This is a genomic window from Marinobacter denitrificans, assembly GCF_008795955.1.
Taxonomy (GTDB): Bacteria; Pseudomonadota; Gammaproteobacteria; order Pseudomonadales; family Oleiphilaceae; genus Marinobacter; species Marinobacter denitrificans.
On the sequence record NZ_VMHN01000001.1, the window covers coordinates 1,466,760 to 1,489,880 of the forward strand.

The 23,121-nt window shown below is 59.0% G+C and carries 22 protein-coding genes; 17 read left to right on the top strand and 5 right to left on the bottom strand.

Annotated features, from left to right (window positions below):
- Window positions 1-104 precede the first annotated feature (104 nt).
- Window positions 105-1,256, top strand: coding sequence for an alpha/beta fold hydrolase (locus FO268_RS06780; RefSeq protein ID WP_150990990.1), 1,152 nt, complete (start codon window positions 105-107; stop codon window positions 1,254-1,256).
- Window positions 1,257-1,427: 171 nt separating this feature from the next.
- Here FO268_RS06780 and FO268_RS06785 read toward each other — a convergent pair whose 3' ends face one another.
- Window positions 1,428-2,099, bottom strand: a complete 672-nt coding sequence (locus tag FO268_RS06785; protein WP_150990992.1) for a haloacid dehalogenase type II — start codon at window positions 2,097-2,099, stop codon at window positions 1,428-1,430.
- Between the two features lie 133 nt (window positions 2,100-2,232).
- Here FO268_RS06785 and FO268_RS06790 point away from each other — a divergent pair, with 133 nt between their 5' ends.
- The 10 genes from FO268_RS06790 (at window position 2,233) to FO268_RS06835 (ending at window position 12,546) form a co-directional block, all read left to right on the top strand.
- On the top strand, window positions 2,233-3,144 hold the full coding sequence (locus tag FO268_RS06790) for a LysR family transcriptional regulator (RefSeq protein ID WP_150990994.1): 912 nt from the start codon (window positions 2,233-2,235) through the stop codon (window positions 3,142-3,144).
- Between the two features lie 136 nt (window positions 3,145-3,280).
- On the top strand, window positions 3,281-4,486 hold the full coding sequence (locus FO268_RS06795) for a Bcr/CflA family multidrug efflux MFS transporter (protein WP_150990996.1): 1,206 nt from the start codon (window positions 3,281-3,283) through the stop codon (window positions 4,484-4,486).
- Between the two features lie 102 nt (window positions 4,487-4,588).
- Entirely contained in the window at window positions 4,589-5,086 is a 498-nt protein-coding gene (tpx, locus tag FO268_RS06800) for a thiol peroxidase (RefSeq protein WP_150990998.1), read from the top strand.
- Between the two features lie 298 nt (window positions 5,087-5,384).
- A complete protein-coding gene (locus FO268_RS06805) occupies window positions 5,385-6,668 on the top strand; it encodes an MATE family efflux transporter (RefSeq protein ID WP_150991748.1) in 1,284 nt (427 codons plus the stop codon).
- A 99-nt stretch (window positions 6,669-6,767) separates the two neighbouring features.
- Entirely contained in the window at window positions 6,768-9,578 is a 2,811-nt protein-coding gene (locus tag FO268_RS06810; RefSeq protein WP_150991000.1) for a monovalent cation/H+ antiporter subunit A, read from the top strand.
- Window positions 9,578-9,916, top strand: coding sequence for a Na+/H+ antiporter subunit C (locus FO268_RS06815; protein ID WP_150991001.1), 339 nt, complete (start codon window positions 9,578-9,580; stop codon window positions 9,914-9,916). The genes FO268_RS06810 and FO268_RS06815 overlap by 1 nt, the downstream gene beginning before the upstream one ends.
- Entirely contained in the window at window positions 9,913-11,445 is a 1,533-nt protein-coding gene (locus FO268_RS06820; protein WP_150991003.1) for a monovalent cation/H+ antiporter subunit D, read from the top strand. Before FO268_RS06815 ends, FO268_RS06820 begins: the two co-directional genes overlap by 4 nt.
- Window positions 11,442-11,936 carry a Na+/H+ antiporter subunit E gene (locus FO268_RS06825; RefSeq protein ID WP_150991005.1) on the top strand — a complete coding sequence of 165 codons (495 nt, stop codon included), beginning with the start codon at window positions 11,442-11,444 and terminating at the stop codon, window positions 11,934-11,936. The genes FO268_RS06820 and FO268_RS06825 overlap by 4 nt, the downstream gene beginning before the upstream one ends.
- Window positions 11,933-12,202, top strand: coding sequence for a K+/H+ antiporter subunit F (locus FO268_RS06830; RefSeq protein WP_137436387.1), 270 nt, complete (start codon window positions 11,933-11,935; stop codon window positions 12,200-12,202). The genes FO268_RS06825 and FO268_RS06830 overlap by 4 nt, the downstream gene beginning before the upstream one ends.
- Window positions 12,199-12,546 (top strand): Na+/H+ antiporter subunit G, encoded by a 348-nt coding sequence (locus FO268_RS06835; RefSeq protein ID WP_225316519.1) that lies wholly within the window; start codon window positions 12,199-12,201, stop codon window positions 12,544-12,546. Before FO268_RS06830 ends, FO268_RS06835 begins: the two co-directional genes overlap by 4 nt.
- Here FO268_RS06835 and FO268_RS06840 read toward each other — a convergent pair.
- A complete protein-coding gene (locus FO268_RS06840; RefSeq protein WP_150991007.1) occupies window positions 12,540-12,971 on the bottom strand; it encodes a thioesterase family protein in 432 nt (143 codons plus the stop codon). The genes FO268_RS06835 and FO268_RS06840 overlap by 7 nt on opposite strands.
- A 292-nt stretch (window positions 12,972-13,263) precedes the next feature.
- Between FO268_RS06840 and FO268_RS06845 the strand changes: the two genes are divergently transcribed.
- A complete protein-coding gene (locus tag FO268_RS06845) occupies window positions 13,264-14,901 on the top strand; it encodes an MBL fold metallo-hydrolase (RefSeq protein WP_150991009.1) in 1,638 nt (545 codons plus the stop codon).
- Window positions 14,902-14,944: 43 nt separating this feature from the next.
- On the opposite strand, the gene FO268_RS06850 is transcribed toward FO268_RS06845, so the two are convergent.
- On the bottom strand, window positions 14,945-15,103 hold the full coding sequence (locus tag FO268_RS06850) for a YqaE/Pmp3 family membrane protein (protein ID WP_072795577.1): 159 nt from the start codon (window positions 15,101-15,103) through the stop codon (window positions 14,945-14,947).
- Window positions 15,104-15,323: 220 nt separating this feature from the next.
- Here FO268_RS06850 and FO268_RS06855 point away from each other — a divergent pair, with 220 nt between their 5' ends.
- The 3 genes from FO268_RS06855 to FO268_RS06865 are packed head-to-tail and all read left to right on the top strand — an operon-like array spanning window position 15,324 to window position 18,218.
- Window positions 15,324-16,664 (top strand): succinylglutamate desuccinylase/aspartoacylase family protein, encoded by a 1,341-nt coding sequence (locus FO268_RS06855; RefSeq protein ID WP_150991011.1) that lies wholly within the window; start codon window positions 15,324-15,326, stop codon window positions 16,662-16,664.
- Window positions 16,665-16,701: 37 nt separating this feature from the next.
- The gene (locus FO268_RS06860) at window positions 16,702-17,643 is read left to right on the top strand and encodes a DMT family transporter (RefSeq protein ID WP_150991013.1); all 942 of its coding nucleotides are present in this window, start codon (window positions 16,702-16,704) and stop codon (window positions 17,641-17,643) included.
- A 35-nt stretch (window positions 17,644-17,678) separates the two neighbouring features.
- Complete coding sequence (locus FO268_RS06865; RefSeq protein ID WP_150991015.1) at window positions 17,679-18,218, top strand: carbohydrate-binding protein; 540 nt, start codon at window positions 17,679-17,681, stop codon at window positions 18,216-18,218.
- On the opposite strand, the gene FO268_RS06870 is transcribed toward FO268_RS06865, so the two are convergent.
- Complete coding sequence (locus tag FO268_RS06870; RefSeq protein WP_150991017.1) at window positions 18,215-19,396, bottom strand: MalY/PatB family protein; 1,182 nt, start codon at window positions 19,394-19,396, stop codon at window positions 18,215-18,217. The two genes, FO268_RS06865 and FO268_RS06870, sit on opposite strands and share 4 nt — an antisense overlap.
- 192 nt (window positions 19,397-19,588) lie before the next feature.
- Here FO268_RS06870 and FO268_RS06875 point away from each other — a divergent pair, with 192 nt between their 5' ends.
- Both FO268_RS06875 and FO268_RS06880 read left to right on the top strand, forming a co-directional pair.
- Window positions 19,589-20,476, top strand: a complete 888-nt coding sequence (locus FO268_RS06875; protein ID WP_150991019.1) for an AEC family transporter — start codon at window positions 19,589-19,591, stop codon at window positions 20,474-20,476.
- Entirely contained in the window at window positions 20,469-21,359 is an 891-nt protein-coding gene (locus FO268_RS06880) for a prenyltransferase (RefSeq protein ID WP_150991021.1), read from the top strand. Before FO268_RS06875 ends, FO268_RS06880 begins: the two co-directional genes overlap by 8 nt.
- Here FO268_RS06880 and FO268_RS06885 read toward each other — a convergent pair.
- A complete protein-coding gene (locus tag FO268_RS06885; RefSeq protein WP_150991023.1) occupies window positions 21,349-22,992 on the bottom strand; it encodes a methyl-accepting chemotaxis protein in 1,644 nt (547 codons plus the stop codon). The genes FO268_RS06880 and FO268_RS06885 overlap by 11 nt on opposite strands.
- Window positions 22,993-23,121 lie beyond the last annotated feature (129 nt).

A 23,121-nucleotide genomic window follows, 5' to 3' on the forward strand; every position in this document is an offset into this window, starting at 1 on the left:
CACGGTCCGGGAAAGGGCTTTCATACCTGCACGATCAGGCTTGTGTGCCAGCCGCCCGTTTTCATTCAGAACAGGTTAGCGACTTTCATATTATGGAAACCTCTATGCCCGACCCGCTGAAATATGCCTTCAACAAAGCCTCGGGGCTGACCCGACAGACGGCGCTTTATGCCGGTAACGCCTTTGACCGGGTCTTCCGCGCCGCCAGCCTGGTGCAGGCGGGCCAGACGCCGTTCGAGACCCTGTACACCGATGGGCTGGTGAGCCTGCGATATTACCCGCCGCTGGCCGAGGACTTTATTGAGCTGGACGGTGAAATGATCGATGTGGAGCGCACGCCCCATAGAACACCGATCGTGATCGTGCCGCCACTGGCAGTGAATATGCTGATCTACGACCTGTTTCCCCAGCGCAGCCTGGTGCGGTTCCTGCGGGCGAAGGGGTTTGAGGTGTATCTGATCGACTGGGGTGTGCCTACGCGGCAGCACAGCCACTACAACCTTCACACCTACGTGGCGGAGCTTCTGCCGGCGTATCTGAACCGGGTGCGGGAGCACAGTGGCGAGCAGGAGCTGTCGCTGCACGGCTGGAGTCTGGGCGGGATGTTTACCCTTTTCTACTCAGCCCTCAGCCGCGACCAGCACATCCGCAACGCCATTGTGCTGGGCTCCCCCATCGACAGCCACGCCTCCGGCCTGATGGGGCTGATGTACCAGCGGGTCTCCGACGTTGCCGAGTTCGTCCGCAAGCGCACCGGCTTCCGCCTCCACGACGTCAAACCCCACTGGTTCCACACCCCCGGCTGGGCCAACACCATCGGCTTCAAGCTCACCAACCCCATCGGCAGCGTGATGGGCTACTGGGAACTCATCGTCCGCCTGGGCGATCGCGACTTCGTCGCCAGCCACGCCACCACCTCCGCCTTCCTCGACCGCATGGTTGCCTACCCCGGCGGCATCGTTCAGGACGCCGTGGTGCGCCTGTGGATCGACAACGACCTCTCCCGCGGCCAGATCCAGATCGGCGAAGACATTGCCCGCCTGGAAAACGTAAACGCCAACTTACTCGCCATCGCCGGCGACAGCGACACCCTGGCAACACCCGGCGCGGTCAAACGGATTGAGGACCACGTCAGCTCAAAGGAGGTCACCTTCCGGGTTACCCCCGGTGGGCACATGGGCATTCTGGCCGGGAGCAGGGCGCCGAAGGAAAGCTGGATGGAAATGGCGGAGTGGCTGGCGGCAAGATCGGACTGAATCACCTGACCTCCAAACCTCGGACGGCCGTCACAAGAGTTGAACGCGCGGCTCGGGAAGGGCTATCCAAAACTGTGCGGAGCCATGGATGGCGGAGCCCAAGCGCCACATGGATGTGCCGAAGGAGCGTGTTTTGGATAGCCCTTCCCGAGCCGTGCAGCCACCAGAAAGTCAGAGGTTCGCCAAAGTCGCGGGCAACTCCGAAAGACTACGAACCACCGCATTAGGCTCAATCCCCCAGTCCTCAAATACCTTCCCCGAATCCCGCTGAACCCAGATGGCCATCAAACCCGCCGCCCGGGCCCCGATAACATCCCAGGCATTGCTCGAAACCAGACACAACGGCTGATCTAGCGCCCCCGTCGCCCGCCGCGCATAGGCATACACCGCCGGGTCCGGCTTGAAACTCCTGATGTCATCCACCGACACCAGCCCATCAAACATCGCCAGCAGGTCATTGTGACCCAGCACCTTCTCAAGCGCCGGATAGGTGCCGTTGGAGAACGCAAACATCAGATAATCCCCTTCCAGGGACTTCAACGCCGGCAAGGAATCCTCAAAAGCAGGCAGGGAGAGATAGGCCCCCATCAACTCATCCTCGCGATCCTGACTCAGCTCGAACCCATGGCTGGCCATCGCGTATCGCAATGCCTGACGGGTGCAAACCCCGAAATCCTCGTACATCCGCATCAGCCCCTTGCGAAAGGAAAACTCCAGCTGCTTCTCCCGCCATTGTGAGCTCACCGATTCCGCAGCATCGCCGGCATCCGGAGCCAACAGGTCAGCCATTCCCAGTGGATCCACCAGGGTTCCATACACATCAAATGCCAGTATTGGTTTCATCGGGCTCTCCTTTGTCATGGTTTCAACCAGATCTCATACCTGACCATGCCGAAACCGTATCTGAATGTACATTCAAAATTCCTCGTGGAGCGTGCCATAGCAGCCCCCCGGCACATAGCGTACACTTCCATTCATGAACTCAATTGATACATTCAACCTCGACATTCGCTCCCTGAGCACCTTCATTGCCGTACTGGACGAAGGCAGTGTATCCAGGGCCGCCGTGCGCCTGGGGGTCAGCCAGTCGGCGGTCAGCCATACCCTGGAGCGTCTGCGTCAGGCCCTGGGAGATCCCCTGTTCGTGAAATCAGGCCGCGGCATTGTGTCCACCCGGTATGCCGTCCAGGCCGCCCCTCACATACGCCAGATACTGGACGACCTCCACTCCCTGTCCTCCGGCCCACCGTTCACCCCGGCCAGCGCCGAATTCACCTTCACTATTGCGGCCAACGACTACCAGCGCGACCTGTTGTTGCCCGGCTTGCTCTCGGTCCTCCGGCGTGAAGCACCCGGCATCCGCCTACAAGTAATCCCCTCTGGCATACCCACTGCCGACATGCTGCGCAAGGACCTGTGCGACCTGATTATCTCGCCCCATGCCCCGGAAGCCACAGACATCATGCAGCGGGGGCTGATGGCAGACCGGATGGTTGTATTCTACGACCCGGATCACCGGCAGGCCCCTGATTCACTTGCGGATTATCTGAAAGCCGATCACATTGGCATCCTGTTCGGCACCGGTGAAAAAACCGCGCTTGAAGACTCCTTATCCGCCCGTGGCCTTACCCGAAGAACCGTTGTGACCGTAGCCAACTTTTCCGGGTTGTCCGGATTCCTGCGCGGCACAGACATGCTCGCCACGGCGCCCAAACGCATGAGTGAACACTTACTGCGAGACTTTGCCACTGCGCCCCTGCCCTTTGAATACAAGCCGTTTACCATGCTGATGCTATGGCACAAGCGTAATCAGAACGACCCAGCCCACCGCTGGATCCGCAACCACGTTAATGGCGTTGCTGCGACAATGAACGACCTCACCAGCTAACCCATCTGCTTTGTTCATACGTTGTATGAAACAGACGGCCGTTATCAGGGCTGGGTTAGTGCGTAGACTTACAGCATTGTTTCAGGTAGCAGCGGGTGGGCCACCCGCTGCGTTCGAGAGCTACGCAGGAAAGAAGATGCTCGCATTAACCAGTATATGGACAACGATATTATTAGCCGCCGCCGTGGCCTTAGGGCCGCTGGCGATCGACATGTACCTGCCCGCCTTGCCCAGCATGGGAGAATCCCTGTCGGCAGGTACCGGGCAGGTCCAGCTGACGCTGAGTGTTTACATGGCCGGCTTCGCGGTCGCCCAGCTGGTCTGCGGCCCGCTGGCAGACCGTTTCGGCCGCAAGCCCATCATGATCGGCGGTTTTCTGCTGTTTGCGGTTACCAGCGTGATCTGTGCCCTTGCCACCAACATTGAAACCCTGGTTCTGGCCCGCTTTCTTCAGGCCCTTGGTGGCTCTGCCGGGCCGGTACTTGGTCGCGCGGCAGTGCGGGATATCTATTCGCCACGAGAAGCGGCGAAAATCATGGCCATCCTTGCCAGCATCATGGCCTTGGCCCCGGCAGTCGCCCCGACGATTGGCGGAATTATGGTGGTCGGGCTGGGATGGCCGTCGATATTCCTGGCCCTCGGCGGTTATGCACTTGTGATGGCGGTAGTGGTGGCGGTCGGCATTCCGGAGCCGATGCATCCTGACCATCGTCAATCCCTGCGCATAAGGAGCCTGCTGAAGAATTATCGGGCGATAGCGTCAGATATCAGCTTCCTGGGCTACACCCTGACCAATTCCCTGACCTTCGCCGGCCTGTTTGCGTTTCTGTCCGGATCCTCGTTTGTGCTGATCGATTTCCTGGGTGTAAAACCCCAGCATTTCGGACTGTTCTTCGCCTGTATCGTCGCCGGCTACATCGTTGGCAACCTGACCGCCATTCGCCTCGGCCGCCAGCTCGTACCGGACCAGATTCTGGTCAGAGGGCTGGTTCTTTCTGTTGCCGGTGGCGGGCTGATGACAGCCTTGGCGATAGCACAGGTCTACAGCGTATGGGCTGTCATACTGCCCCAGATGTTGTTCATGATGGGCGTTGGCATGGTACTTCCCCAGACCATGGCCGGTGCACTCGCCAACTTCCCCCAGATGGCCGGTTCGGCATCGGCACTTTTCGGCTTTACCCAGATGGCGGTAGCAGCCGCTATCGGCATGCTGGTGGGGCATTTCCACGACGGTACCTCCCTGGTGATGGCGGCTATTATTGTCACCTGTGCCATCGCAGCCCTGGCCAGCTACCTGATGCTGGTCCAGCGGCACCCGGCTCCCGGATTTGAGCCAGCCTGACACCCATTTAATCGGCCTCTGGATGAAAAAGCATCCAAAATGGACTACACAGAGTAAGTTGTTAAACACAAATCCATCAGGCCAGCAAAAAGGGAGTTCCAAATGAGCAACGTAACACTCGGCGGCGATCCGATTACCGTCAGCGGCACCTTGCCGCAACCGGGCGACACCGTCCCCGACTTCACCCTTACTACACAGGGTCTGGAAGACGTGACCCTCGACAAATGGGCTGGCAAGCGCAAAATACTCAACATCATCCCCAGCATAGACACCCCGACCTGCGCCACGTCCACCCGCAAATTCAATGAAAAAGCCAATAACCTGGACAATACCGTAGTGCTGGTTATCTCGGCCGACCTGCCCCCCGCCGCCAGCCGCTTCTGTGGCGCAGAAGGCCTGGAAAACGTCATCACCCTGTCCAGTTTCCGCAACTACAGCTTTCAACAGGACTATGGCGTAGCTATTCAGGATGGGCCACTTGCCGGCCTTTGTGCTCGCGCGGTGGTGGTTCTGGATGAAGACAACAAGGTTCTGCACAGTGAGTTGGTCGGTGATATCAAGGACGAGCCGGATTATGAGGCGGCTTTGAAGGCGCTTTGATTTTTCGAATGTTCAAGATTTAACGTCGGATTACGCCTGCGGCTAATCCGACCGGAGATAGCTGTGTTGTCAGATCGAGCCGGGGGTGGGGTGTATTTTCCGGCGGGAAAAGGTGTGTGAGCAAAGCGAGTTCTTTTCCCATAGGAAAATACACCCCACCCCTGGCTCAGCCCCCAAAAGCCCGCAGGCTACCCGGCAAACCTGATAGAATCGCCCACCGAGTAACACACCAGGAACCAACACTACCAACGTGACCAACGCCTACTCCCAAGCCAGCCTGCCGCGCCAGTTGTTTACCATGACCTGGCCCATGCTCTTCGGTGTGCTGTCACTGATGACCTTCCAGCTGGTGGACAGCGCCTTTATTGGCCAGTTAGGCCGTGACCCGTTGGCGGCGCTGGGCTTCACCCTGCCCATGCAACAGTTGATCATCGGCCTGCAGGTGGGCCTGGGCATTGCCACCACGGCTATTATCTCCCGCACCCTGGGCGCAGGTGACCAGTTGCGGGCAGAACGCCTGGGTGGGCTGGTCGTTACCGTCGGTGCCACGCTGGTCATCATCCTTTGCGTCTGCCTGTGGTTGTTGCAGACCCGTATCATGGCTGCGCTTGGCGCGGAAGAGAGCCTGCTGCCACTGATCCGCAGCTACTGGATACCCTGGCTGGTCTCCGCCTGGACCGGCGCAATGCTCTATTTCGGCTACAGCGTGTGCCGCTCCCATGGCGATACCAAACTGCCTGGCTACATGATGGTGGCCACCAGCCTGCTCAACATCGCTCTCGACCCGCTCTACATCTTCGTGTTCGACTGGGGCCTGCCCGGTGCCGCACTGGCCACCATTACCGCCTTCGGCGTTGGCTGCCTGTTCATCTACCCCAAGCTACTCCGTTGCGGCTGGTTGCGCTTTGACCTGAAACAACTGGCTCTGGGGAAAGCAGTCAGACAGCTGACCGGCATTATGGCGCCCGCCATGGTCAGCCAGTTGATGCCACCGGTCTCAGCCATGGTGGCCACTGCATTGGTGGCCGGCTTTGGCTCTGCGGCCGTAGCAGCCTGGGGCCTGGGTACGCGCCTGGAGTTTTTCTCCATTGTGGTAGTGCTGGCCCTGACCATGTCCATGCCACCCATGGTTGGGCGCATGCTGGGGGCCGGCAAAATTGGCCAGATTCGCAAACTCGTGCGCCTGGCGGTTCGATTTGTGGTGGTCTGGCAACTGGTTATTGGTCTGATCTGGTTAATGGCCTCCGGGCTGGTATCGGAACTGTTCACCAGCGACAGGGAGGTCAGCGATGTGCTGGGCAGCTATCTGGTTCGGGTGCCACTCAGCTACAGCGGCCTTGGAGTCTGTATGCTGATGGTGTCGGTTTGCAACGCCCTTGGGCTGGCAATGCGTGCTCTGCTGGTATCCACCCTTCGCCTGTTCCTCTGTTTTCTGCCCTTTCTCTGGTTTGGCGCCCAGATTGGTGGCATCAACGGGCTGATGAGCGGTGCCTTAGCTGGTAACCTGTTGGCGGGAGCCATGGCTTATTCGTTCTACCGCCAGGGCATCCGGAAACTGGCGGCCCAGCCCACCAGTTATTGACTTATAAGAATGAAAAAGTCTCAAACATTGGCTATACATAAAGAATGCTAATAAGCTGAATGCGTTTAAGAACTCACTCCTGACCGGCTGAATTCCGTTATGGACATTGGGCTTCTCGTCTTTTTGCCCGTACTGGGAGCCATCGCTTCGCTCCTTTCAAGACTGAAGCGGCCCGGCCCGGATCACGTGCAGCGCCACGCGCTGGTTGCGCTGATAGCCCCGGCCATTTGCCTGCTGCTTTTGCTCAGTTACCTTCCCCGGATCCAGTCCGGCGAAGCCCTCGTCTATTCCCTTTCGTGGGTGCCAGAAATCGGCCTTGGCCTGGCCTTCCGGCTGGACGGTCTGAGCTGGTTGTTTGCCACCCTGATTACCGGCATCGGCTGCCTGATCATCGTCTACGCCCGCTATTATTTCGCCGGCAAGGACACAGCAGGCCGTTTCTTCATTCTGATTCAGCTGTTCATGACCGCCATGCTGGGCATTGTGTTGTCAGAGAACCTGCTGTTTATGCTGGTGTTCTGGGAACTCACCAGCCTGGTCTCTTTTCTGCTGATCGGTTTCACCTGGTCCAGCCGCAATGCCCGTCGTGGAGCCCGCATGTCCCTGGTCATTACCGGCGGGGGCGGCCTGGCCCTGCTAGGTGGCATTCTGCTTCTGGGACAGATCGTGGGCAGCTACCAGATCACTGATGTGCTGGCCGCCACCGATACCATTGTCAGCGACGACCGCTATCCCCTGACCCTGTCGCTGATTCTGCTCGGCGCCTTTACCAAGTCTGCCCAGGCGCCGTTTCATCTCTGGCTACCCCATGCCATGGCGGCACCAACTCCTGTGTCCGCCTACCTGCATTCCGCAACGATGGTGAAAGCAGGCCTGTTCCTGATGGCCCGCCTGCACCCGGCCATGGGCGACACCGAACTCTGGTTCAGCCTGATTACCATTACCGGCATGGTGACCCTGATGGTCGGCGCGTTTGTGGCCATGTTCATGCACGACATCAAGGGCCTGCTGGCCTACTCCACCATTTCCCATTTGGGGCTGATTACGTTGTTGATTGGCATGGGCAGCGAAATGGCGATGGCGGCCGCCCTGTTCCATCTGACGGTCCATGCGCTGTTCAAGGCGCCCCTGTTCATGATGGCAGGCATTGTCGACCAGGCCACCGGAAGCCGGGATATGCGCAACATCAATGGCTTGTGGCGAACCATGCCGGCATTGATGCTGATTACAGCTGTACCGGCAGCCGCCATGGCCGGCCTGCCATTGATGAGTGGTTACCTGAGCAAGAAAATGCTGTTCTCGGAGAGCCTGCTGGTGACCGCACCCCACTGGGCCACCACCCTGATTCCGGTATGGGTCACTGTTGCCGGCCTGTTTTCCGTGGCCTATTCCGTGCGCATTTTCCACAACGTGTTTTTCAACGGGCAACCGGTGGATCTGCCTCACTGGCCGCCTCGCAGAAAGCCGGCCGGCATGCTGATACCGCTGTTCATTCTTGCCTCTGCCTCACTGCTGGTGGGGCTGGCTCCGCAGGCCACCTACGACACCGTGATTCACCTGGCAGTCATGGCCACATCCATGACCCACCTGCCGCTATACGACTTCTCGGAACTGTCCGACGCCCAGGGGCCGGCCATGATGAGCATGATTGCAATGCTTGGTGGCGTCGTTTTCTATCTCGCCCGCGGCCCACTGTTTGCCATCCATCGCCAGTTACCGGACGTGGATGCCAAGAACATCTTTGAGCAGATCATGCAGCAGAGTATCCGCTTCGCCCAGTCGCTGGTATATCGCCTGGAGAATGGTTCGCTGCAGCGTTACCTCGCCTTTATTCTGGTGGCCGCCATTGCACCGGCGCTCTGGATGCTCACTGGCTATACCGGGTGGCAGGGCCCGTCCGCATTGACAGAGGTTAACCCGATGGTGGTTTTCGGTGCCGTCATCCTTTGCCTGTCGGCTATCGGCGTCGCGCTGTTTCATCATCAGCGCCTGCCGGCGCTGCTTCTGCTATCGGTCACCGGCCTGTTCGTCACCCTCGCATTCGCCCAGTTTTCAGCCCCGGACCTGGCCCTTACCCAGCTCTCCGTAGAAGTCATGGCGGTGGTCATCATGATGCTGGCGCTGTCGTTCCTGCCCCAGACCTCTCCCAGGGAATCCGGAGCCGGCAGGATTGCACGTGATCTGGTGCTGGCGGGGCTGGCAGGGACCGGCATCGCGCTCTTTGCGTACGCAGTGCTGACCCGGCCGGCTGAGACCATTTCCGGGTATTTCCTCGCCAACAGCGTTCCTGGTGGGGGCGGCACCAACGTAGTCAACGTCATTCTGGTGGATTTCCGGGGCTTCGACACCCTGGGTGAAATCACCGTGCTGGGTATCGCCGCCGTTGCAGTATTTGCGTTCACCCGTGACCTGCATCTGAAGGAGCGGGTAGCCAGTGCCGGCACAGCAAAGGGATTTGCCGAGCCTCATCCGGTGATCCTGCAGATGGTTTCCCGTATGGCCCTGCCTATTGCCCTGCTGGTATCCGCCTTTATTTTCCTGCGGGGGCACAACATGCCCGGAGGCGGTTTCATTGCCGGGCTGGTAACCGCAGTTGCCCTCACCCTGCAGTACATGGCTGGCGGCCTGGTATGGGCGCAGGAACGAATGCTTACCCATTTCCGCCCACTGATTGGCGCCGGTCTGCTGATCGCCACGGCCACCGGCCTGGGCAGCTGGGTGGTCGGCTACCCGTTCCTCACCTCCGCCTTCAGCCACATGGACTGGCCGCTGATTGGCGAGTTCGAGCTGGCAACAGCGCTGTTGTTTGACCTGGGGGTTTACACCACGGTGGTGGGTGCCACCCTGTTGATACTGGCAAACCTTGGCAAGCTGATGACCGTGGCCGGGCCCGGCCAGGAGGTAGGCTGATGGAGCTGGTAATTGCCATTACCCTGGGGGTGCTGACCAGCACCGGTGTCTACCTGATACTGCGGGCACGCACGTTTTCAGTGGTACTGGGCCTGACGTTACTATCACATGGCGTAAACCTGTTCCTGTTCAGCATGGGCCGGCTAACCACCGCCTCCCCGGCCGTGATCGGGCTGGTGGAAAACTATACCGACCCACTCCCCCAGGCGCTGGTGCTCACCGCCATCGTGATCAGTTTCTCGATGACAGCATTCGTAGTGGTACTGGCCCTGAAAGCCGCAGTGGAGCTGCGCAGTGATCATGTGGATGGCGAAGATCCGAATGAGGACCGCCAATGAACCACCTGATGATCATGCCCATCGTGATACCGCTGCTGACGGGCGCATTCCTGCTGGTAATGTACCGCTACAACATCGGTCGCCAAAGGTCACTGAGTATTGGTTCCACACTTTTACTGGTGATATTTGCGGTGTGGGCGATTCTCCAGGCCGGGGTTACCGATTACACCCTGTACCGTCTCGGTAACTGGCAGCCGCCGTTCGGGATCGTGCTGGTACTGGACCGGCTCAGTGCCATCATGTTGCTGCTGACAGCTCTGTTGAGCCTTTTCTGCGTGCTCTACGCCAGTCGTGGTTCAGACCGGGAGGGCTCCCACTTCCATGCCCTGCTGCAGTTTCAGCTCATGGGCATCAACGGGGCGTTTCTCACCGGCGATCTGTTCAATCTGTTCGTGTTCTTCGAGGTACTGCTTATTGCCTCCTATGCGCTGCTGCTGCATGGCGGGGGCCGGGCACGCAGCCGCGCCGGTCTGCACTATGTCGTGATCAACCTGGCAGGCTCCGCTCTGTTCCTGCTGGCACTGGGAATTCTCTACGGCCTGACCGGCACGCTGAATATGGCGGACCTGGCCCGTGTGATTGCCACGGCGCCGGAGGCGGACCTGCCCCTGCTGAAAGCGGCTTCACTTTTGCTGATGGTGGTATTCGGCATCAAGGCTGCCCTGCTACCCCTGTTGTTCTGGCTACCGCGAGCCTATTCCGCCGCCAGCGCACCCGTAGCGGCACTTTTCGCCATCATGACCAAGGTGGGGTTTTACTCCATGGTACGGGTGTTTCTGGTGGTGTTCGGCCTGGATGAGGGCTCACCTGCCAACGATACGGTTTTGGCGTGGCTGTGGCCGATGGCCCTGGTTACGCTCTCACTGGGTGGCATTGGTGTGCTCGGTGCGTCCAGCCTGCGCACCCTGACGGCTTACATGGTCATTGTATCTGTCGGCATTCTGCTTGCGACCATGTCCCGCAACGACGAACAGCTGCTGGCAGCCAGCCTGTTCTACCTGTTGCACAGCACCTGCATGACGGCGGTGTTTTTCCTGCTCGCAGACCTGATCGGCCGATACCGCGAAAACGGGTATGACCGTTTTTCCGTGATCTCGCCACTGTCGCACCGCTGGATATTGGGCACGGTATTTCTGGTTGCGGCCGTCAGCATGGCCAGCCTGCCGCCCTTCAGCGGATTCGTCAGCAAAGCGTGGATTCTGCAGTCGTCCTCCCGGCTATCGGACTATCTCTGGTTGTGGGCGCCCATTCTTATGTCCGGATTACTGATCATCGCGGCCCTGAGCAGGGCCGGCTCCGGCTGGTTCTGGCGGCCAGAGCAGCGTGCCGATGAAGCCGCCCCGGCGCTGGATGGCGCCCGCACTGCCACTGTCTGTGTCATGATTGCCATCAGCTTCTCTCTTGCGATATTTGCGCAACCCGTGATGGATTACCTGGAGGCAGCCGCGCGGCTCATTTATGAGCCTTCGGGGTACGTGGAAGCAGTGCTGGGTGATTACGTCGGCCAAAGCAGAGAGGTGACCGAATGAACCGTCGCGAGTTCTGGCTGCCAAGACCGTTATTTTCGCTGTTTCTGGCGGTGCTCTGGTTGCTGATGGTCAACAGTTTCTCAGTGGCCCACATGCTGCTGGGACTGGCCCTGGGTGTTTTCATTCCTTTCGTCACCCGGGCATTCTGGCCGGAACAGGCCAAAGTGCGCTATTTGCTGCCTCTGCTGCGGTACTTTGTAGTATTGATGGTGGATATCGTGCGCTCAAATCTGGTCGTGGCCAGGCGCATCCTGTGGTATCCGAATCAGCTGACGCCCGGGTTTGTCACTTTTCCCCTGGAGCTGGACGATGACTTTGCCATCACTATCCTGGCCAGTACCATTTCTCTGACACCTGGCACTGTAACCGCCCACTACGACAGTTACGCCGGCACCCTGCTGATCCACGCCCTGCATGTCACCGACGAAGATGAACTGGTGCGGCAGATCAAGGAACAGTACGAGCGGCCGTTGAAGGAGATCTTCCAGTGATTGCCACCGTGATTCCATTCGTGATCGGCGTATTCTGTCTCGCTGTGCTGCTCAACCTTTACCGGCTGGCCATCGGGCCCGACATTGTCGACCGCATTCTTGCGCTGGACACCCTGATGATTAACAGCATTGCCCTGATTGTGCTGGCGGACATCCAGATGTCACTGGGCATACTGTTCGAAGCAGCCCTGCTGATAGCCCTGATGGGGTTTGTCGGTACCGTGGCCATGACCAAGTACCTGCTGAGGGGGGATGTCATCGAATGAACGGTTCAGAGATGCCCCTGCTGCTGCAGCTGGTCATTACTTTTTTTCTCGTGGCCGGCGCCATAGTGGCGCTGATCGGCTCCATCGGACTGGCGCGACTGAAAGATTTCTATATGCGCCTGCACGGGCCCACCAAGGCCAGTACCCTTGGGGTGGGCTGTATCCTGTTGGCGTCACTGCTGTATTTCAGTTACCTGAAAGGCGGGCTGTCGGTGCAGGAGGCACTGGTGACTCTGTTCCTGTTTGTGACGGCGCCGGTCAGTGCACACATGATGGCCAAGGCAGCCCTTCACCGTAAGCTCAAGTGCTCCCCCCGCACCCGCAAGGGGCCACCGGATCACTGATCGGCAAATCGTGCCCGGAAGGTTTCTGGCATGGGCACGACTGACTTGCGCTGGTAGTTGAAGAATACGAATCCGTATTTCGCCAGGGCCACGGGTTGCCCGCTTTCGGCCTTGGTGACGCGGAACACGAAGTCGCCGCCGTATTTGTTGAAGTCCATCAGGCCCACTTCGAATCTGAGCATTTCCGGAAAGAAGGATTCAGACTGGTACATGGTTGCCAGGTCAGTAACGATGATGCCCATGCCGTCTTTGTCAGCTTCCTGAACGCCATAGTTCACCAGAAACTGGGCCCTGGCTTCGGACAGCATGGAGATGAGCGCGTCGTTGCCCAGGTGGTTGGCACCGTTGATATCAGTGATCCGAACCGGCATCTTGGTTTCAAAATAAAAGGCATCATCCGGAAAAGAAAGTTTGATACGGGCCAAGGTTGAGTTCCTGTAGGGGAGGATTTTCGGAAACGGCCAATGATACTTGGTTGTCGACCTGCCTTCATCCCGGGACATCAAGTTCAATATTCGTTATCTTGGATTTGTCTCTGGCGCATTCAGCTTGGGAGCATCGGGGATTGGGAGTGCTCTTTCAAAACACGCTCCTTCGGCACATCCATGTGACGCTTGAGCTCCGCCATCCATGGCTCCGCACAGTTTTGAAAGAGCACTCCCAATCCCCACCTCAAACTTAGACGCGCACCTACACCAATAAGACAACGGACATTCTATGAATATTCGCCCTGCTGCGACTCTGGTTCTGACAAAAGACGCCCCCGAAGGTCTGCAAGTACTTCTGCTACAACGGACTTGGGAAGCGGTGTTTATGCCCGGGTTCTTTGTATTCCCCGGTGGGTCTGTAGACGACCAGGATATAAGGGGGCGCCAGCATGCCGTGGGGCGAGGTGATAGCGAAATCAGTCAGACCATGAGCCTGGATGAAGGTGGGGGTGACTATATGCTCGCGGCGGTCAGGGAATGTTTTGAGGAAGCCGGCATTCTGGTGGCGCTGGACCAGAATGATAGGGAACTCGCCACCGAACACCCTGTTCACAGCGACCGCATGGCACTATTCAAGGGTGAAATGACGCTGTCAGAGGTATGCCAGCGCCACAAACTGACGATTCCTCTGGACCGGCTGGCTTACCTGGGGCACTGGATTACCCCCCCAGGCCCTCCCCGCCGGTTTGATACCCGGTTTTTCGTGGCAGTGGCGCCCGAGAACCAGCTGGCGAGCCATGACGGCACAGAGACGATTGATCACGTCTGGCTGAGCCCTGCCCAGGCGCTGGAGGATCACCGCTGTGGGCGACGTTTGCTGGGCCTGCCCACCATCCGGACATTGCGGATACTGAGCGACTTTGACACCACCGGGGCGCTGATGCGTTACGCCCACGCCAATCCGCCGGAACCCTATCCCAGCAAGCCGTGGCCTGCGGTGAAGAAGGGTAAACCGGTGGTGCTGGAGCCCGGGGCTCCGGCTTATGACGAGGCGGCTAAGCTGGACCCGGAGGGCGAAGGCTCCACCCAGGCGGAGATTGTTCCAGGCGAGCCGGTGGAAGTGGCTGCCGGGGTGGTGCGGCTGACAGCGCCAAACCCGGGGATGATGACCGGGCCGGGCACCAATACCTATGTGCTGGGCCATGAACGGTTTACGGTGCTGGATCCGGGCCCGGACGATGCCACCCATATTGAGCGGATTCTGGAAATCACCGGCGGGGCAATTGATCAGGTGGTAGTGACCCACACCCACAAGGATCACTCCCCCGGAACTGTGGCGCTGAAAGCCCGGACCGGGTGCCGGGTTTTCGGACAACCGGCGCCGGCAGGCGCGGCCCAGGACCAGACGTTTGCTGCGGATGAGGAACCGATCGACGGGGACCTGATTACAACCGACGCTGGCACGCTGAAAGTGCTTCACACGCCGGGCCATGCCTCCAACCACCTGTGTTACCTGCTGATGGAGCAGGAACTTCTGTTTTCCGGTGATCACGTTATGCAGGGTTCGACGGTGGTGATCAATCCCCCTGACGGCGATATGAAGGCCTACCTTGAGTCCCTGTACGACCTGCTGGACGAGCCGGTACGTTACATTGCCCCGGCTCACGGGTTCCTGATGGGGCATCCCGAAGCGGTTATCGATTACCTCATCACCCACCGATTGGCCCGGGAGCACAAGGTGGCTCGGGTGCTGAAAGAGCTGAAAACGGCAAGCCTGAAGGCGTTGACGGCGGACGCTTACGATGACGTCCCGGCCGCCATCCATGGTATCGCAGCCCGTTCGGCGCTGGCCCATTTGTTGAAACTTGAGGGGGATGGCCGGGCAGCCAGGGAAGGCGAGACCTGGCATGCCACTTCCCACACCTGAGCCCCGCCAGCCAACTAACACTGGGCCCCGGCCCGGGGCCTGGTTATTTCTTTGCGATAATATACACCGCGTGGACGATACCGGGTATATAGCCAAGAAGGGTCAACACAATGTTGATCCAGAAGTGCTTTCCGATACCCACTTGTAAAAACACCCCCAACGGCGGTAACAGAATCGCAATAAGAATTCGCAAAAGATCCATAGAGTGAGCTCCCTTTCAGACGTATAACGGATACAGAACCGTAACAGGGATCCTGTAGTCTCATGAATAGGCCATTTTGCGGAAATACACAAAGAGTTCATGAAAGGGGCATTAAACCTTTGTCACAGCCGTATTCATGAAACTTCAGGGCCTCTATCCTTGTTCCGTGCCACACATTCCGGACGCCAGGCCCCCACTGGCTGACAACCCGAGAGGAACTATGCCGTACCGCTGGCTGACACACCTGTTTCGCGCTGGCCTGATTTCCACATTCTGCGGCGGGCTGTTAGCCCTCCCGGCTGCCCACGCGGAGCAAACCGGCGAATCCGATACGCAGGAAGTCCTCGTTGCAGAACTTGCCGAAGACGAGAGTGTTGAGGATGTTGAGCACTCAGAACCCCTGCGGACATCGGACCAGAAAGCCGAGGAACCAGCTCCGGCTGAGCCTTTGGCGGAAGAAAAGGCAGCCACAGATACCACACAGGAGGCTGGTGCTACGGAACCTCACGAGCCGGTAACGGAAGATCAGAGTGAGACCACAACGGAGCCGGAGGTTCCGGAACAGAGCGAACAAACGGAACCACCTGAAGACCAGAAAGAAGCTTCCAGCCTTGAGATGCTGGGCGCAACGGTGCCTCCCGGCAAAGCCACCCGGCTGTCCTGGTCGCCCGCTATCCAGGGTGCCGGGCTGTCCCAGCCAACGCCCGTGCTGGTGGTCAACGGCGCCAAACCCGGCCCCAATCTGTGCCTGACCGGTGCGGTGCACGGTGATGAACTCAACGGTATAGAAATAATCCGTCGCACCATGTACGACCTGGAGCCCGATAAGTTGTCAGGGCGCGTTATCGGAATCCCCATCGTCAATCTGCCCGGTTTTCAGCAAGGCAGCCGCTACCTGCCAGACCGCCGTGACCTGAACCGGCATTTCCCGGGCAGCACCGATGGCAGCCTGGCAGACCGCATTGCGCAATCGCTATTCCAAAGCGTGATTCGCCATTGTGACATGCTGGTGGATATCCACACCGGATCACTCAAGCGCACCAACCTGCCCCAGTTGAGGGCGGATATGAATAACCCTGAGGTAGCCGAGTTTACCCGTGGGTTTGACCGTATGGCGGTGGTCCACAGCAGCGGCAGTGCCGGGATGCTTCGCTATGCCGCGATTGAGGCCGGCATTCGCGCTGTTACCATGGAGGCTGGTGAATCCCTGCGCATCCAGGAGCACCAGATCAAGGCCGGCGTCAATAGCCTGACCAGCCTGATGGACAAGGAGGGCATGATTTCCAGGATGTTTGTCTGGGGTGACCCGGAGCCCGTGTACTACGATTCCGAATGGGTGCGTGCAGAGCACGGCGGCATCCTGTTCAGTGAGATCAAGCTCGGTGCCAAGGTTGGTGAAGGTGAGATTCTTGGCTACGTGTCAGACCCCATCACCAATGAACAACACCCCATCCGGGCCAGAAGCGATGGGCGGATTATCGGCATGGCCGTAGACCAGGTTGTCATGGCCGGCTTTGCCGCCTACCACGTTGGTACTGAGGCAGAAGTGCCCGGAGAGTAGTATCCTGTCGGGTTCCTGATATTCATCGGAATCAGGAATGCTGACAGGAGCTAGTGTGTCTTCAGAAACCCCGAAACCATTATGGATTGCCTATGCCGGCCTGGTTCTGACCCCGCTGTTCTGGGCCGGAAACGCCGTGGTCGCCAAAGGCGTGGTGGATGAGATTCCGCCACTGTCCATGTCATTCTGGCGCTGGGTGATTGCCCTTGCGATTCTGTTACCCTTCGGATTGCCGGGTGCCTGGCGCCAGCGCCAACTGATTCGCCAGCACTGGCTGTCGATACTGGCGCTGTCTACCTTCAGCGTCGGGGCGTTCAATTCTCTGCTCTACTTTGCGGCAGTGACCACCAGCGCCACCAATATCGCCCTGATCAATGCCACCATTCCCATTATGGTGGCCTTACTGGCCTGGGTGTTGTTGGGAGATCGCACGCGGCCGGTGCAGGCTCTGGGTATCGGGTTGGCGGTGCTGGGCATTCTCGCGGTAGTGGCCAGAGGGGACCTGTCCGTGCTTACTGGCCTGCAGGCGCAACCCGGCGACCTGATCATGGTGCTGGCAGTATTCAGTTGGGGCCTGTTTTCGGTGCTGCTTCGCCGCCAGGCCGTGCCACTGCCGCCACTGACTTTCCTGACCGTTCAAATTGCCTGCGGCACCCTGGTGATATTGCCGTTTTTCCTGGTAGACCTGATGTTCTTCTCAGGCGGTTTCGACCTGAACCAGTCGACCGCCCTGCCGATGATGTATTTTGCCATTTTCCCCGGTATTCTGGCCTACGGGTTCTGGAACCATGCGGTCCACCGGATTGGCCCGGCAAAGGCGGCTATCTTCATGTACCTTACCCCGGTGTTTGCCTCGGTAATGGCGGGTATTTTCCTCGGGGAACGACTGGGCATATTCCACATCGTGGGCGGCCTGCTGATCCTCGCCGGCCTTTTCCTGGCCACCCGCACCACCGAGCTTCGCCGCAAATACCGCTGAACATGCAACGGGAAGAACTGAACAGGCAGGGATTCATGGAAAATCACTTGGCAAGATTGATGGCTGTACTGATGTTCACGGCATTCAGCACCGTGGCTCTTTCCGCTCCCTGTGACCCGGAAGAAAACAGCTGGGTCCCCGGCCGCTATTACCCCACTGGCTCGGCCGTGTTTCATAAGGGGAAATGGTACGAGTCCCGCCAACTCCACGAAGGCAAAACGCCAGGGGTAGATTTCGAGTGGAAACCACGGGCATCAGCACCAGACTGCCGCAAAGAAAAAGAAAAGCCTCGCCCCGAAAACGGTGGGCAGAACAAAGCGCAACAGCCACAGGACCGGGGCCAGGAACAGCAAGAACCCCCAGCGAAAGCCCGGAATAAATCCACGCAAGCCTGCAAGGACCCCGGGGCCTGGAGTTTTGGCGCCAGTTACACCGTCGGTCAGATGGCCATCCATGAAGGACAAACCTACCGTGCGATTCGCCCCAGCAATGGCCAGATGCCAGGGGTGAGCAAGCCTCCCCACTGGCAGCCGGTTGACCCTCCCTGCAAGAATGGAACGGATAGCAAAGATTAACCGGACACCGGCACCATTGCCTGGCGGATCTGTTCCAGAGCCGTCTCCAGTGTCTTCCGCGGGCAGCCAATGTTCATGCGCATGAAGCCACTGCCGGCCTCGCCGAAGGTGATCCCCGGGTTCATGCCGATACCGGCCTGATGCACAAAGAATCGCTTCAGTTCCGGGTCGTCCATCCCCAGAGCCCGGCAATCGAGCCACAACAGATAGGTTCCCTCCGGTTCTGTTACCCCGACGGCGGGCAGGTGCTGTTGAATGTAATCGATGACGTAATCGCGATTGTCTTTCAGGTAGGCCATCAGTTGGTCGAGCCACTCGCCACCATAACGGTAACCGGCCTCGAATCCGGCGATGCTGAACGGATTGCACTGGTTCATGTGCATGGCATCGAAAACCTCTTTCAATGCCTTGCGATGCTCTGCATCTGGCACCACCAGCGCCGACAGGCCCAGGCCTGGCATGTTGAAGGTTTTGCTGGGTGCCACTGCCGTAACCAGGGCATCCTCTTCTCCGGCCAGACATGCCAGTACCTGGTGGCCAGGTTTGTCCGGATAGGTCAGGTCACAGTGGATCTCGTCCGATAGCACCAACAGGTTATGCCGCCGGGCGATCGACAGTACGGCCTTCAGCTCGCTCTCGCTCCATACCCTGCCCACCGGGTTATGGGGCGAACACAGCAATAACACCCTGGCATCGTCTCTTGCGGCGCAGGCCTCCAGGTGCTCGAGGTTCATTTGATAACGGCCATCCACCAGCTCAAGCGGGTTCTCGATCACGGCCCGGCCGGTTTTCTGAATTGAACTGAAAAACGGCGGATAGACCGGCGGCTGGATGATCACGCCTTCGCCTTCACCGGCAAACGCCAGCGCCGCCGCGTGTAGAGAAGGCACCACCCCCGGTGCCATCAACAACCAGTCCCGCTCGATGGCCCAGTCATGGCGGTTTTTGAACCAGTCGACAATGGATGCGTACAGACTTTCCGGAAACAGTGTATAGCCGTAAACCGGGTGCCTGGCTCGCTGTTCCAGTGCCTGCGTCACCGCCTCCGGTGCCGGGAAATCCATATCCGCCACCCAGAGCGGAATAACATCCTCGCGGCCGAACACGGCCTTGCGGGCGTCAAACTTTACCGAGCAGGTTTTCTCCCGCTGAACGAGCCGGTCAAAAGAATCGGACACAGAGGGCCTCCGTTACGGCGTTGGCGATAGGGTTGTGAGTTACTGCCCGTCATTCTGCGGCAGGAGGGATAATGGCAGCAACCGCCCGTCCGTCTTTGGTCGCAAAAACACAGGTTTTGCTTGCCTGCAACCGCCGATACTTGCGAACCTAACGGATTAATTGCACGTCCCGGTTTACCTCGGAGCCTTTGAATGCTTGCCCAGATCCTGTCCACGATGTTGCCGGTGTTCCTGATTGCCGGCTGTGGTGCTCTTTACGGTCGTTACCGCACCCCTGACATCCAGGGATTGAACATCCTGAACATGGAGCTTTTTGTGCCCATGCTGGTGTTTGCGGTATTGGCGGACCAGCAGGCACCGCTGCAGGAGTACACCAGCCTGGCGCTGGCGGCTGCGGTAGTGGTTCTGGGCTCTGGCATTGTCCTCTACCCCGTGGCCAGGGTTCTGAAGCTGAACCTGAAAACCTTCCTGCCGCCGATGATGTTCAATAATTCCGGCAACATGGGGATTCCGGTACTGGTGCTGGCCTTCGGCGAAGCAGCCCTGCCGGCCGCCGTTGTGCTGTTTGTTGTGGAGATGCTGCTGCACTTTACCGTGGGCATCTATATGCTCGATCCGCATACCTCCATCCTCAGGAGGCTTCGCCTGCCCGTTATAATGGCGAGCATTGGCGGGCTTGCTGTCAATTTTGGCGGTGTAGCCATGCCCGCCTGGCTACTGGAAACCCTGAACATGCTTGGCGGGGTGTGTATCCCCCTGATGCTGTTTACGCTGGGGGTGCGCATGCTGGATGTGGATTTTGGCGACTGGAAACTGGGCATGCTGGGCGCCATTGCCTGCCCCGCCTCCGGGCTCATCCTGGCGTGGCCGATGATCGCGATTCTCGACCTCCCTGGCCTGCAGATAGCCGCCCTGTGGGTCTTCGCGGCCATGCCATCCGCAGTGCTGAACTACATGCTGGCGGAACAATACCAGCAGGAGCCTGAAAAGGTTGCGTCACTGGTTCTGATCAGCAACCTGGGGAGCCTGGTGGTTATGCCGGTGGTGCTGGGGCTGGTGTTTACTGCAAATTATGTCTGAGACCACTGCTGTTGTGCGGGCTTCACGCCCCGGTTTTCTGATGCTCGCCCCGCTGTGCACGGGGCTCGGCGTTACGTTGGCCTGGCAGCAGGGTGAGCCGCCGGCGTTACTGGATACCCTGCTGGTACTGACGGGCGCCGTGTTGGCCCATGCTGCCGTCAATCTGCTCAACGAATACGAGGACTTTGTGTCCGGCCTCGACCTGATCACCAGGCGCACGCCCTATTCTGGTGGCAGCGGGGCGCTTCCGGCGACACCTTCAGCCGCAAAACGGGTGCTGGGGGCGGCCCTAGGCACCCTGGCACTGGTAATTGCGATCGGGGTGTACTTTCTCTGGCTTCGGGGGCTCCCGATGCTGGTGCTCGGCGCAGCCGGTGTGGTGCTGGTGCTGACATACACGCGCTGGATCACCCGTTCCCCGCTACTGTGCCTGTTTGCACCGGGACTGGGCTTTGGGCCAGTGATGGTTCTGGGCAGCCTGGTTGCCCTCGGTGCCCGCCTGGATACGGCGGCTATCACCGTGGCCCTGATCAGCCTGTTGCTGGTCAGCGAGCTGCTGCTGATCAATCAGATACCCGATGTCGACGCCGACCGTAAAGTCGGCCGCCGTCATTTCGTCATCACTCTTGGCAAACCAAAAGCCGCCCGACTTGTGGGGATCATGTTACTGACGGGCTTCGGAGTGCTGGCGGCAGGGCTGGTGGCGGGCTGGTTGCCGCCATGGAGCGCCCTTGCTCTGGCGCCTTCGCCAGCAGCCCTGTGGATAAGCCTGACGTTGCCGCAGGCTCTGACCAGCCCTCAAAAGCTCGATGCGGTGCTAGGAAGCAATGTTGCCGTGCTGCTGACAACCCTGGCTCTGCTGATCGTTGGTCTCAGCCTTTAAGCCGGAACACACTGACCCGCCCACTCAACTGCTCCGCCAATGTGGCGAGATCGCGGCTGGCGCCAGCCACCTGTTCGGAACCGGCAGCGGTTTCCACAGTGGAATCGTGAATACGGCTGATATTGCGGTTCACCTCCTCCGCAACGCTGCTCTGCTCTTCCGCAGCACTGGCAATCTGGGCGTTCATGTCATTGATTTCACCCACTTCCTGCCGGATCTGTACCAGCGCCTGTTCCGCCGACCGGGTTTTTTCCACCGTTGTTTTGGCCAGGTCCCGGCTGGTTTCCATCACCGCAGCTGCTTCCGAGGCGCCGGTCTGGAGTTTACCGATCATCTCCTGGATTTCGCGGGTGGAATCCTGGGTGCGGGTCGCGAGTGAGCGTACTTCATCTGCCACTACCGCAAAGCCTCGGCCGTGAGTGCCGGCACGGGCAGCCTCAATAGCCGCATTCAGAGCCAGCAGGTTGGTCTGTTCGGCAATCGCGTTGATCACTTCGATGATCTTCTCAATGTTGGCGCTGTCATCCGAAACGCGATGCACGGTTACCGCGGCTTTCTCGAGCGTGTCCGCCAGCTCGCCAATGGAGGCTGCTGTTTCCTGAACCACCCGGTTGCCGGTTTCCACTTCCTGATCCGCCTTTCCGGTAGCGGTGGCCGCACTGGAGGCAAATCCGGCCACTTCGTTCACCGTCGCGGCCATCTGATTGATGGCAGTGGCCATCTGTTCCGCTTCCTCGGACTGGATGCGGATCTGGCGGTTGTTGTTGTCCGAGGTAGCCAACAACTCTGACGAACTCCCGGCCAATGCCGTCGCTGATTGCCGAACTTCGCGGATTATCCCGGCGAGCTGCTCTACGGTATCCCGAAGCGCACCCATTACGCTGTCCGGGTACTTTGTCTGAATGTCCTGGTCAAGTATGCCGTCCGAGAGCTGGCGAATGGCGTCCGCAACCTCATCCGGCTCTGCCCCCAGGGTGGAGCGGAGCCTGCGAATAATAAGCACCGCCACGGCAACGCTCAGCAATACAGCAATCCCGGTGACCATGAAAATCACCCGGTTGAAGTTGCCGGCGGCCTCTCTGACTGCATCCACGTTGGTGGTAATAAAGCCCTCCTGATGGTCAATGAAGGCGTTAATACGGTTCAGCCAGGTGGTGTAGGCAGGGGAGACATCCTCCAGCAAAAATTCGCGGGCGTCCTGAATGCTGCCGTCCTGGCGCATTTCCAGTAACTCATCGGTCAGTTCCAGGGTGCTGCGCTCAATTTCCTTGATAGCCGCCAGTAACTGCCGCTCCCGATCCGTAGCCCCGGCTGACTGGAACAGCTGGTCCATGGGACGGGCCGAGTCCACGTAGAAAGCCTTCAAGCGTTCAATATCCTGGAGATGGGTTCTCAGGGCGCGGTCGTCCCGTACCAGAACCGCATCGCGGATGGCGATTGCGCGGTCATGGACGCTGCCACGAAAGTTGATCGCGTAGCGCTGTTTGACAGCCGCATCATCGCCCACTTCCGTGAGAGTCCTGTCGATAAAGCCAACCCGATGATTACCAATCAGGCTGACCAGTATCATCAGTGAAAGAATAAGACCAAAACCCAGGGCAAGTCGTGTAGCGACGGTGAACCTGTTGAACATTATTTACTCCGGCTGTGACTGACCATAAATCGAATCTATGTATTCACCGCTTTCATAAAATCAGATCAATATATTCGCCAGGGAATGATGATCTTTTACAATGATTTTCATTGCTACATAACGTTACAT